Source organism: Mesobacillus boroniphilus, assembly GCF_018424685.1.
Taxonomy (GTDB): Bacteria; Bacillota; Bacilli; order Bacillales; family Cytobacillaceae; genus Mesobacillus; species Mesobacillus boroniphilus_A.
Window position 1 is genome coordinate 25,066 of sequence record NZ_QTKX01000006.1, and the last position, 12,057, is coordinate 37,122.

The following is a 12,057-nucleotide window of genomic DNA, read 5'->3' on the forward strand; positions in this document are numbered from 1 at the left end:
CAGGCTCTATGTCTTTTATGATGATAAAGAACATTTGCTTACTCGGACATCTCCCCTTCAGGTGGAGATGTTTTTTATTTATCGAAAAAATTGGAGGAAAAGCAAATGAAAAAATTATTATTGTTGATTATTGCGGCTGCAATGATCCTGGTTGGCTGCAGTACTGAAGCACAGCTTGAAAAGAATGATGGCGAAAAAACCGCGCAGGAACAAAAGTCGGGTTTCCCGGTCACTGTAAAAGATGCGCTTGATGAAGAAGTTGTCATCGAAGAAAAGCCCGAAAAGATTATTTCCCTGATTCCGAGCAACACGGAAATTGTCTATGCACTCGAGAACGGAGAAGCAATTGTCGGTGTCACGGATTTCGACAACTATCCAGAGGAAGCCATGTCAAAGGAAAAAATCGGCGGAATGGAATTCAATATTGAGAAAATGATCTCGCTGAATCCGGACCTTGTCCTTGCCCACGAGTCTACTGCGGATACTGCAAAGGCAGGCCTTCAGCAGTTGAAGGATGCGGGAATTAATGTTGTCGTTGTGAACGATGCGCAGTCGTTTGAAAAGGTGTATGAATCAATCGAGATGATTGGCCAGGCAATTGGTGAGCCGGAAAAGGCGGCTGAACTTGTAAAGAATATGAAAAATAGTTTTGCAGAACTGAAAAAGCAAGCTGAAGCGATTAAACCTGAAGAGCAGAAAACGGTGTTTGTAGAAGTATCCCCGGCACCGGAAATCTATACAGCCGGCAAAAATACTTTTATCAATGAAATGCTTGAATTGATTGGTGCGAAAAATGCTGCTGGTGATATGGATGGATGGGCAAAGGTCGACCCAGAAGCAATCGTCGAGCGTAATCCTGATGTCGTTGTGACAACCTATGGTTATTATACAGAAAAGCCAATTGAACAGGTGCTTGCAAGACAGGGCTGGAATAATGTCAAAGCGGTCAAGGACCAGCAGGTATATGATGTCCACTCCGACCTCGTAACCCGCTCAGGCCCAAGACTCGCTGAAGGAGCAGAGGAGCTTGCCAAAACCATTTACCCGGACGTTTTTAAATAATAAAGGAATAGCATATTTGATTGCGGCAGCTTTTTTGATCATTTCGATGCTGCTGGGCATATCAATCGGAACGGTTTCGATCCCTGTACCCGCTATTATTGAAATCATTGGTACTGAGATTTTCCGCTTTCAGGGACAGGGAATCGATCCGATGCATGAAAGCATTGTTTTGGATATCAGGCTGCCGCGCGTGTTGCTGGCGGGACTTGTTGGCGCGTCCCTGGCAATTGCCGGTGCGGCATTCCAGGGATTGCTCCGCAACCCGCTGGCAGACCCGTATACACTTGGGATTTCTTCAGGCGCCTCCATCGGTGCGGTCGTCACGTTGTTTTTCGGAATCTCATTGCCGCTAGTTGGGGCATTCACCTTGCCCGTGCTGAGCATTCTGTTCGCATTCGCAACCGTGTTGTTTGTTCTCTTTTTTGCCCGGAGAGTCGACAGGCTGCTTAGGGTTGAGACGATTATATTGACTGGAATTATTTTAAGTTCATTTCTTGGATCGTTCATTTCACTAATGATCGCCTTATCCGGGGAAGAACTGCGGCAAATCATCGGCTGGCTGCTTGGCAGCGTGTCGATGCGCGGCTGGGAGTACATTAAAATTATCTTTCCTTTCTTTATTATTGGTTTGGTAATTTTGCTTGCCAATACAAGAGAGCTGAATGCAATGTCCTTCGGCGAGGAACGGGCACAGCACCTTGGTGTCAATGTAGAGCGCCGCAAGCTGCTGATTTTATTGTCCGGATCTCTTTTAACAGGCTCAGCTGTTGCGGTATCAGGGACAATCGGCTTTGTTGGTCTCGTCATTCCTCACCTGACAAGGATCCTCTGGGGTCCGGACCATCGTCATTTATTGCCGCTATCGGTGTTGATCGGCAGCGGCTTCCTGATTCTGGCAGACCTAATATCACGGACAATCATCGCGCCTTCAGAACTGCCGATCGGCGTGATCACAGCATTAATCGGAGCTCCGGTTTTTGCGCTAATTTTAATGAGAAATCGCAGGGAAAGAAGTGCTGGCCGATGATCAAAGTAAACGATTTGACAGGAGGATATGCAGGCGGCGAAGTCCTGAAAGGCATCAATTTTGAGGTTGGCAAAGGGGAGTTGTTTGGAATCCTTGGCCCGAATGGCAGCGGGAAGACCACGTTGTTAAAAATGATCAGCGGGGCTCTGGATTTCTCGCAGGGTTCCATCGACCTCGACTGCCGTCCGTTGGACCTATATTCGCCAAAGCAGCTTGCCCGGCTGATGGCAGTCCTTCCTCAGCATTCGGACCAGGCTTTTCCTTATACCGTAAAAGAAACGGTTTCGCTTGGGCGTTATGCACACCAGAAGGGCTGGTTCAATAGCTGGCGAGGTGAGGATGAGCGGATAGTCCAGAAGGTGATGGAGCAGACAGGCGTTACACACCTCCAGGAAAAATCAATCGTTGAACTGTCAGGCGGTGAAAAACAGAGGGTCTTTCTCGCGCAGGCACTGGCACAGCAGCCGAGGGTCCTCCTGCTTGATGAGCCGACGAACCATCTCGACCTAAGTTTCCAAAAAGAACTGCTTGATCTGTTGAAAAAGTGGGCGGCAGAAGAGGAACTGACAATCGTCTCTATTTTTCATGATTTGAACCTGGCTTCATTATATTGTGACAGGCTGCTGTTGATGGAAAACGGTGAAGTTTTGATTATCGACACTCCTGTGGAGGTTTTAAAGGAAGAAAGAATTAAAAGAGTCTATAAAACCCAGATTAAAAACCATCCGCATCCGGAAATCGCCAAGCCTCAATTGCTGCTGGTTCCCGAAGCGGACAGCAGTCATGATGCTGATTTTAAAATTGACGCCAGATTTCTCGATGTAGGGCAAGACAGGATCGTCTTGCAGTCACCGGTAAAATTGAGGACGATGTCATCCGGAATCACAGGTGCCGGGATCGGCTGGCACAGTTCGTTCGTACACCGGGTTGTACCAATGGAGTATGATTGCAGCGATCATAAGGTGGAAATGGCTGAGTATTTGCAGGAAAATGGCTTCCTGCCAAGCGAGACGGTAGGGATGATGACAGCTGTTCCCGCTGAGACAGCATCATACCAGCTTTTTGAGGCAGACGGTATGTCGATTTTTATCATTGTCTCCGCTGGTAACACTCATCGGGACAGCCCGAGGAATATCAATACATGGCTGTTCATTAATGGCAGGATTTCCGAGGAGGCTTTTATCCAGAGCGCAATGACCGCAGCAGAAGCGAAAATAAGCGTCTTGCATGAGCTGGAGGGAAGCGGGATGAGCAATGCTGGACAGTTAGCTGGCATTTCCACGGACAGCATCTGCATCGCCGCAACCCAGCAGGGCGAGGCGATTGCCTATGCAGGCACTGCAACACCGCTCGGGAAGCTGATCAGCGAGGGGATTTATACTTGCACAAAGGAAGCGATATTGAATTACAGAGCAAGTAAACCCGCGTTTGGATATAAATGAAGGAAACTCGACAAACCATCTCGAACTTATGTTTAAGAGGTGAAGATGATGGATTTAAAAATGGGTTATGTCATTTTATATGTTACCGATTTGGAAAAAACAAAGCATTTTTACGGTGAGCTGCTCGGCCTTAAACTCCGGAATGAATTTGGGACCTATATCGAGTACGAAACTGGCAGCACAGTACTGTCGATTAATACGAGAGAAAGCGGCCGCGAAATTACAAAGCTCCCGATCCCGGATGGAATCAGGAATGAACAAACCTTCGAGCTTGGATTCGTAACAGAGGATGTTGCTGGAGCTGTGGAGAAACTGATGTCAGCCGGAGTTCCAATCCTGCTCGAGCCAACCGAAAAACCATGGGGCCAGGTCGTAGCCTATGCAGCCGACCCGGATGGGCACTACATAGAAATCTGTACTCCGATTGGGTGAAAAAAAGTCCTGCAGCTTGTTAAGTTGCAGGACTTTTTTTATTTGAAGAGGAAAAATGAATTGCCTAATAATGCGAAAGAATATAGAATTTCGGTCATTGGAAAAGACCAATATGTGCCCGAATCGCGTGAGAAACCGGAATGACGGTCACAAGTAAGACCAACATGTGCCCGAAATGCTGGGAAACCGGAATGACGGTCACAAGTAAGACCAACATGTGCCCGAAATGCATGAGAAATCGGAATGACGGTCACAAGTAAGACCAACATGTGCCCGAAATGCGTGAGAAATCGGAATGACGGTCACAAGTAAGACCAACATGTGCCCGAAATGCGTGAGAAATCGGAATGACGGTCACAAGTAAGACCAACATGTGCCCGAAATACGTGGGAAATCGGAATGACGGTCACAAGTAAGACCAACATGTGCCCGAAACGCGTGGGAAATCGGAATGACGGTCACAAGTAAGACCAACATGTGCCCGAAACGCGTGGGAAATCGGAATGACGGTCACAAGTAAGACCAACATGTGCCCGAAATGCGTGAGAAATCGGAATGACGGTCACGAGCAGGGCAAATAAACTTACAATGCCTACCTAGTACTTACTCTAAGCGCTATCCTTCCTTCACTGGTTTTTTAGCAAGTAGTGATGCTGTTATACCTAAAACCGGCAAAATGATCGAAAACAGCAGAATTTCCTCATACCCGCCAAAAAGGTCAAAGGCAAGCCCAAATGGCAACGGCCCTAATGCTGAGCCGAGCACGGTTACGGTCATCGCCGAACCTTTTATACTGCCAAGCGATTGCCGTCCGAAAAAACTCGGCCAGACGTAGTTCAATGTAATCCGCTCAAATCCCCCGCTGATTCCCCACAGTACTCCAAAAATGATCGCGATTGCTGTACGATCAGCTGCCAGCAGCACGAGGATAAAAATGATTTCCCCTGCAAAAATGCCGGCAAGCACATACTGCACTTTTACCCGGTCGAGAAGAGGCCCAGCGATCAATGTGACCGGAAAACCGATCAAAGCCATCAAGCTTAACACAAGTGCGGCAATTCCTGGAGAAATGCCATTTGTCTTAAAAATCGAGATTAGGTGAAAAGTAAGTCCGGTATTGACGAGTGATGGTATCCCGACGCAAAAAAGCAAAAGCCAGTATGCGCGTGTTTTGACCGCTTCCTGGACTGTCCAGTTCACCTCTTCAAAGTGCTTGCTTGTTCTGTTTGGATCAGCATGGTCATTTGTCCAATTGCGTTTAACACCATCTGGATATTCTCCAATATCCTCCGGTTTGTTTCTGATCAATAAGTAGGCCAGTGGAACAAAGACCACCAAAAGCAAGATGCCCCATACCTTCCATGAGAAGCTCCAGCCCCAAGTGGCGACAAGCCAGGCATTCAGTGGAGGAAGCGCCGCTGAACTGGCAAACCCGCCAATGGCCATCAGGCTCATTGCCTTCCCGCGTTTCGTGATGAACCACTGTGGTACGAGTGTGTTTGGAATCAGGCTCATCGAACCCTGGCCGAGGACACGGATCAGGAAAAAGCCGATGAACAGCATCGCGGTGTTGACGACCATGCTGTTCCAGAAGCTGGCGAAGGCCAGCCCGATACCGACGATAACTGACATCTTTCTTTGTCCCCATTTATCAACGAAGCGGCCGACAAAGAACATACAGATTCCGGCAGCAAGGGTCGCAAGTGAATAGACCGCCGATACATGTGAGCGGCTCCAGCCGAAATCTTTTATGTAAGAGTCAATGAATACGGATACAGAGTATGTTTGTCCTGGGCCTGAAAAAAACACGCCAAGACCAGCGATGAAAACGATGACCCAGCCGTAATAAAAATTCGTCTTGAATGGTGCGGATAAACCCGATGTATTCATACCAAAACCTCCCAGAACATCATAACAAAATTCCATTGTTGAAAGCTTGCATGAACCAAAGTTAGATTGGCAATTTTACATTTAAAGGTTTTTACCGTATCTATGTAAAAAACGAAGATATCAGTCGATATTTGAAGAAAAGGACAATATACAGCGCTTACAATGGTAGTTGCTAGTTTTAATAAATATGTTATGATAATTCCTGTTTTTATCGGACCCGGCTTGCTTGAGAGTAGGAAGCCACAAAATAATATTAAGGGGTGTTTACTTGAATACTAATACAATTAAAGAACAATGGTTTGGCAACGTTAAAGGAGATATCCTTGCAGGAATCGTCGTTGCGCTTGCTTTGATTCCTGAAGCGATCGCTTTTTCGATTATTGCTGGTGTTGACCCGATGGTAGGACTTTACGCTTCATTCGCAATTGCTGTGACAATCGCGATTGTCGGCGGCCGTCCTGGCATGATTTCAGCAGCGACCGGTGCGATGGCGCTGTTGATGGTGACGCTTGTTGCTGACCATGGTTTGCAATATTTAATGGCAGCTACGATTTTGACAGGTCTCCTGCAGATTCTGTTTGGTGTGTTTAAATTGGCAAGGTTCATGAAGTTCATTCCGCGTTCCGTTATGATTGGCTTCGTTAACGCACTTGCAATTTTGATTTTCATGGCACAGCTAGAGCAGTTTGTAGACGCAACATGGGTAATGTATGCAATGGTAGCGGGCGCGCTTGCAATCATTTATCTTTTCCCGCGTATTACCAAAGCTGTTCCGTCCCCGCTTGTAGCGATCATCGTCATTACAGTGATTGCGCTGATGACAAAGAGTGGTGTAAGAACAGTTGGCGATATGGGGAATCTGACTTCAGCATTGCCAACATTCTTGATTCCGAATGTACCTTTTAACCTTGAAACATTAAAAATTATTTTCCCGTACTCATTGGCTTTGGCGATTGTCGGCTTGCTAGAATCATTGCTGACAGCTTCGATCGTCGATGATATGACAGATACTTCTAGTGATAAAAACAAAGAAAGTCGCGGCCAGGGGATTGCAAATATCGTTGCTGGATTATTCGGCGGTATGGCAGGCTGCGCAATGATCGGCCAGTCCGTAATTAACGTTAAATCGGGCGGACGAGGCAGATTGTCTGCTCTTGTTGCAGGTACTTTCTTGATGTTCCTGATTATTGTTTTAGGTAATATTGTGGTTCAAATCCCAATGGCTGCCCTGGTTGGCGTCATGATCATGGTATCGATCGGAACCTTCGACTGGTCATCAATCAAAGGCATGGCAAAGACTCCTGTTACAGACTCAATCGTCATGGTTGTCACAACTGTTACAACAGTGTTCACGCATGACCTATCAAAAGGTGTATTTGCCGGAATCATCTTGAGCGCGATTTTCTTCGTAGCGAAAATTTCCAAGGTGAAAGTCACATCAACTTTTGATGTCGCAAACAATCGCCGTACGTATTTTGTAACAGGACAAGTTTTCTTCGCGTCTGTAACGGATTTGATTGAATCCTTCGATTTGAAAGAAACAGCAAAAGAAGTCGTCATCGACCTGACCCATTCTCATGTCTGGGATGATTCAGCGGTAGCGGCCATCGATAAAATTGTCATCAAATTAAGAGCGAATGGAACAGTGGTCCGTTTGCACGGCCTGAATGATCCAAGCTCTCACTTGATTGACAAGCTAGCCGTTCACAAACAGGAAGGCGCCAAGCTGTCCGGACATTAAAACGTAAAATATATTTCGGGAAAGCACGTTGACGAATCAGCGTGCTTTCTTTATATATAAGATAATGGAAATAAATTCAGGAGGAATCGCATGTTTAAAAGAATCTTGTTAGCCTCTGATGGGTCTGACCATTCAGTGCGTGCGGCAAAAAAAGCGGTAGAATTAGCGAAGCTTAGCGGCGATAGTGAGATAACAGTGGTATATGTAGTCGATGGACAAACATCTAAAGAGGACGTTCTTCATAATGCGGATCGTACGGTCGTCGAGGAAAAAAGAAAAATCAGGCTCCAGCCAGTAACTAACTTGCTTGAAGAAGAGAGTTTGAACTTCAGGTATGAAAAATTGCTCGGAGAACCAGGGCCAGCAATTGTCGATTATGCCAACAAAAATCAATTTGATGTCGTCGTCGTCGGAAGCCGCGGTTTGAATGGCCTCCAGGAAATGGTCCTTGGCAGCGTCAGTCACAAAGTTGCTAAGCGGGTGAAAGCACCGGTTTTGATTGTAAAATAACCAGCGTTCAGGGATACCTGAGCGTTTTTCTTTGTCTATAAAAGATATTTGGTTAATTGCATATTGTTTTCGCAGTAAACCGAATCTCCTCATGACGTCTTCCCTTGTAAGTGATTAATTGGGTGGAGGATACACGGATAACCTTAAGTTGTTAAGGGGTTTGGTCATTCACAGATTTATTGAATTTTTCATATGGTAAATTAGGCGCTTTCATCGGGTTGAGTGCCTGAAAAGGGCTGAATTATTGCTTGCTATATTAACTTTTAACTCCCTGGCAGGTTTCATGCTGCTAAAACAGGAAATAGTATAGCTGGAGAGCGAATATTAAATATTGATAACAATTCCTTAATTAAAAAATAAAGTGGTAAAATAATAAACGGATTGAATTTTATTGGAGGTCTATTTTTATGAAGACAAGAATCGGGCTGCTGTATGGTGGCAAATCGGCTGAACATAAAGTATCGATGCAGACAGCTTTGGCTGTAACGAAAGCATTGGATTTTGAAAAATTCGAGATTTATCCTATATACATAACGGAGGAAGGAGAGTGGGTCAAGGGTCCTCAGCTGGGCGCTCCTGCAGAGAATGTAAAGGCTCTTGAGTTTTCTGATCACTCGAATCTGCCTACTCCTTCATTCACACCGGCATTATTCCAGGCAGGAGCAGGGGAATCCAGCCAGACTCTTGATGTCATCTTCCCGTTGCTTCACGGACCGAACGGGGAAGATGGAACGGTTCAAGGCTTGCTAGAATTATTGAACCTGCCATACGTAGGAAATGGTGTCCTTGCTTCAGCTGCAGGCATGGATAAAATCGTCATGAAAAATGTTTTCGCACAGGCGGGTCTGCCTCAGGTTGATTATGTGTCCGCCCTTCGCAGCGAGTGGGAAAAGGACAGTGAAAAAGTATATGGCCTCGTTGAAGAAAGACTTGGCTATCCTTGCTTTGTAAAGCCTGCAAACCTTGGATCCAGCGTAGGAATCAGCAAGGCGTCGAACAAGCAGGAGCTTGAAGAAGCGTTCAAAGAGGCGTTCCAATTCGACCGTAAAATCATCATTGAACAGGGTGTCGTTGCACGTGAAATCGAAATCGGCGTACTGGGCAACGATGAGCCTGAGTGTTCGGTAGTTGGTGAAATCGTCCCGAAAAAGGATTTCTACGATTACAAAGCGAAGTACGAAGATGGAGATACAGCTATGATCATCCCTGCTGAAATCACTGAGCAGCAATATGCTGACCTTAAGGAAATGGCCATCACAGCATTCAAGGCGCTTGATTGCTCAGGCCTTGTTCGTGCAGACTTTTTCCTGACAAAGGATGGCCAGTTGCTGATCAATGAAGTCAATACAATGCCTGGCTTCACGCCATTCAGCATGTTCCCGCTATTGTGGAAGCATACAGGCGTCGAATACCCGCAGTTAATTGAGAAACTGGTGAACCTTGGAATCGAACGCCACGCTGAAAAACAGAAGATCAAGTATACTTTTTAACATATAATTCATCCAGGGAGACACGGCAGCCAGTGGCATGGCCGTGTTCCTTTATTTCAGGAGGATAAAAGCATGATTCAAAAACCATTTTCAGAAATCGCCAAAATGGCAGGCGCGTTGAATGATGTAAGCCAATTTGCCGATGTCATCGTCAAAGGCGTTTCAATCGACACTCGTAAAATTGAAGCAGGCAATCTATTTATCCCTTTTAAAGGGGAAAGGACGGACGGTCATAAATTCGTCGAAGATGTCATCCAGAATGGCGGAGCTTCGGCAGCATTATGGCAAAAGGATGTCCCAAACCCTCCGGAGAATTTGCCGATCATCATCGTGGAAGACACAACAACTGCTTTGCAGGAGCTGGCAAGAAGCTACCGAAACTCGCTGGATATCAAGGTTGTCGGTATTACCGGCAGCAACGGAAAAACGACGACGAAAGACATGACAGCGAATCTGCTGGCGCAAAAATACAAGGTGCAAAAAACTGAAGGTAACTTCAATAACCACCTGGGCCTTCCGCTCACGCTTCTTCGTTTGCGCGAAGATACAGAGATTGCTGTGCTTGAGATGGGTATGAGCAGCAAGGGCGAGATTGAATTTTTAACGAAAATGGGCCGGCCGGATGCTGTAATCATCACAAATATCGGAGAATCGCACCTGCTCGACCTAGGATCCAGGGAAGCGATTGCTGATGCGAAGCTTGAAATTATCAGCGGTCTCCAGGAAAACGGACTGATCATTTTCCATGGAGACGAACCCCTTCTACAGGAACGACTGAAGGATTATACAGGTAAGGGTGAGCTCAAAACGTTCGGGGCGAGCCAGAATAACGACTTTTATCCGGTCAGCATCGAGCCGGTGGAAAATGGAAACAAGTTTACGACGAACGCTGGAGATGAGACGTTCTATCTGCCGGTACTCGGAAACCATAATATCCTGAATGCACTGGCAGCGATGCTTGCGGCAGAGTTCCTGGGCGTTCCTTTTGAAAAAATGAATGACGGCTTCGCGAGCTTGAAGTTGACGAATATGAGGATGGAGCTTTCCGAAGGTGCTAATGGTGAAAAGATCATCAATGATGCCTACAATGCGAGTCCGACATCCATGAAGGCTGCAATCGACCTCGTTGCCAATCTGTCAGGCTACACCCGGAAAATCCTTGTACTCGGTGACATGCTAGAGCTTGGGCCTCTTGAGGAAGAATATCATTACAAGGTTGGTTCTTCCGTCGATGCCGGTAAGGTTGATTATGTATTCACATACGGCAAGCTGAGTGAATCAATTGCCAAAGGAGCAAAAGAAATTCTTGGGGACGACAGGGCATTTTCCTTCCAGGATAAACAGCAACTGAGCAACGAACTGAAGAAATACGTAACAGGCGAAACAATCGTCCTCGTAAAAGCATCACGCGGCATGGCGCTAGAAGAAGTTGTCCATGCATTGCAGCAATAAAAGTCCTCAACAAGATGTCCTGCCTGCCAGGGCATCTTGTTGCATTTAACAGTATGATTACAAAAGGCTATATCCATGAAAATTCGGGTTAAATGATTTAAAATGGGGAAAGATTAAATACGAGAAAAACTAATGGGTGATTGGTTATGATAGGTTGTCTATTAATACATGGTTTTACAGGGTCACCGTTCGAAGTGGAACCACTTGCCCAGTCATTGAAGAAGAGGACTGATTGGAAAATAGTAGTTCCTACCCTGCCTGGCCATGGCGATGAGCTCAGATTAAAAGGGATTAAACATAATGAATGGCTTGACCATGCAGAGAATGAACTGAAGGCGCTATTGAAAGAGTGTGACACCGTGTTTGTTGTCGGATTTTCGATGGGCGGGCTGATTGCCAGCTATCTCGCCTCTAATTACCGAGTTGACAAGCTTGTCCTGCTCAGTGCGGCTGCTTATTATGTAAATCCGAAACAGCTTGCCTCTGACATCAAGGAAATGATGAGGGACACGGTAAAAGGAAAATTAAAAGAAAATGAGTTATTCAAGCGTTACACAAGAAAAATCAAAGAAACACCCATGACCGCTACCTTGCAGTTTCGCAGGCTTGTGAGCAAAATCAAGCCTATTCTCAACGAAGTGAAGGTGCCTACATTGATCGCTCAAGGCGAGAGTGACGGCATCGTCCCCCCGAAAAGCGCCCATTACTTATATGAAAATATTGGCGCTGAAGAAAAACGGCTGATTTTTTATAAGAACTCCAAACATCTGATCTGTCACTGTGATGAAAAAGAACACTTATTTAACGAGGTATATGATTTTTTGACCTCCAAACCGAGAGAAGGAATCAGAAGCTGAAGCAATTCTTCAAAAATTGCTTTTCCTTCCTAAAGATGGTATCATGAATATTGAGTGTCTAACTGAGAAAATCCTTTAAGCGGACATACTCCCGTGTTGGAGAATGTCTTTTTTTGCTAATATTTCAGGTTCTGTGCTTCAGCGTGTTATTATT

The 12,057-nt window shown here is 45.8% G+C and carries 10 protein-coding genes; 9 read left to right on the forward strand and 1 reads right to left on the reverse strand.

Going from position 1 to position 12,057, the window contains the following annotated elements:
• Positions 1 to 105 precede the first annotated feature (105 nt).
• Genes DYI25_RS21700 through DYI25_RS21715 form a run of 4 tightly spaced genes read left to right on the forward strand, consistent with a single transcriptional unit; the run spans position 106 to position 3,963 of the window.
• Positions 106 to 1,062 (forward strand): ABC transporter substrate-binding protein, encoded by a 957-nt coding sequence (locus tag DYI25_RS21700; protein ID WP_213372812.1) that lies wholly within the window; start codon positions 106 to 108, stop codon positions 1,060 to 1,062.
• A complete protein-coding gene (locus DYI25_RS21705; RefSeq protein ID WP_249745626.1) occupies positions 1,028 to 2,089 on the forward strand; it encodes a FecCD family ABC transporter permease in 1,062 nt (353 codons plus the stop codon). The genes DYI25_RS21700 and DYI25_RS21705 overlap by 35 nt, the downstream gene beginning before the upstream one ends.
• Positions 2,086 to 3,531 (forward strand): ATP-binding cassette domain-containing protein, encoded by a 1,446-nt coding sequence (locus tag DYI25_RS21710; protein ID WP_213372813.1) that lies wholly within the window; start codon positions 2,086 to 2,088, stop codon positions 3,529 to 3,531. Before DYI25_RS21705 ends, DYI25_RS21710 begins: the two co-directional genes overlap by 4 nt.
• A gap of 48 nt (positions 3,532 to 3,579) precedes the next feature.
• On the forward strand, positions 3,580 to 3,963 hold the full coding sequence (locus tag DYI25_RS21715; protein ID WP_213372850.1) for a VOC family protein: 384 nt from the start codon (positions 3,580 to 3,582) through the stop codon (positions 3,961 to 3,963).
• A gap of 615 nt (positions 3,964 to 4,578) precedes the next feature.
• On the opposite strand, the gene DYI25_RS21720 is transcribed toward DYI25_RS21715, so the two are convergent.
• Positions 4,579 to 5,853: an MFS transporter gene (locus DYI25_RS21720; protein WP_249745627.1), complete on the reverse strand. Its 1,275-nt coding sequence runs from the start codon at positions 5,851 to 5,853 to the stop codon at positions 4,579 to 4,581.
• 268 nt (positions 5,854 to 6,121) lie between these two features.
• On the opposite strand from DYI25_RS21720, the gene DYI25_RS21725 reads away from it, so the two are divergent.
• The 5 genes from DYI25_RS21725 (at position 6,122) to DYI25_RS21745 (ending at position 11,903) form a co-directional block, all read left to right on the forward strand.
• Positions 6,122 to 7,594, forward strand: a complete 1,473-nt coding sequence (locus tag DYI25_RS21725) for a SulP family inorganic anion transporter (RefSeq protein ID WP_213372815.1) — start codon at positions 6,122 to 6,124, stop codon at positions 7,592 to 7,594.
• Positions 7,595 to 7,684: 90 nt separating this feature from the next.
• The gene (locus DYI25_RS21730; protein WP_213372816.1) at positions 7,685 to 8,104 is read left to right on the forward strand and encodes a universal stress protein; all 420 of its coding nucleotides are present in this window, start codon (positions 7,685 to 7,687) and stop codon (positions 8,102 to 8,104) included.
• A gap of 407 nt (positions 8,105 to 8,511) precedes the next feature.
• Positions 8,512 to 9,594, forward strand: a complete 1,083-nt coding sequence (locus DYI25_RS21735) for a D-alanine--D-alanine ligase (protein WP_213372817.1) — start codon at positions 8,512 to 8,514, stop codon at positions 9,592 to 9,594.
• Between the two features lie 72 nt (positions 9,595 to 9,666).
• Positions 9,667 to 11,046, forward strand: coding sequence for a UDP-N-acetylmuramoyl-tripeptide--D-alanyl-D-alanine ligase (locus tag DYI25_RS21740; RefSeq protein WP_213372818.1), 1,380 nt, complete (start codon positions 9,667 to 9,669; stop codon positions 11,044 to 11,046).
• A gap of 146 nt (positions 11,047 to 11,192) precedes the next feature.
• The gene (locus tag DYI25_RS21745) at positions 11,193 to 11,903 is read left to right on the forward strand and encodes an alpha/beta hydrolase (RefSeq protein WP_213372820.1); all 711 of its coding nucleotides are present in this window, start codon (positions 11,193 to 11,195) and stop codon (positions 11,901 to 11,903) included.
• Positions 11,904 to 12,057: the final 154 nt, after the last annotated feature.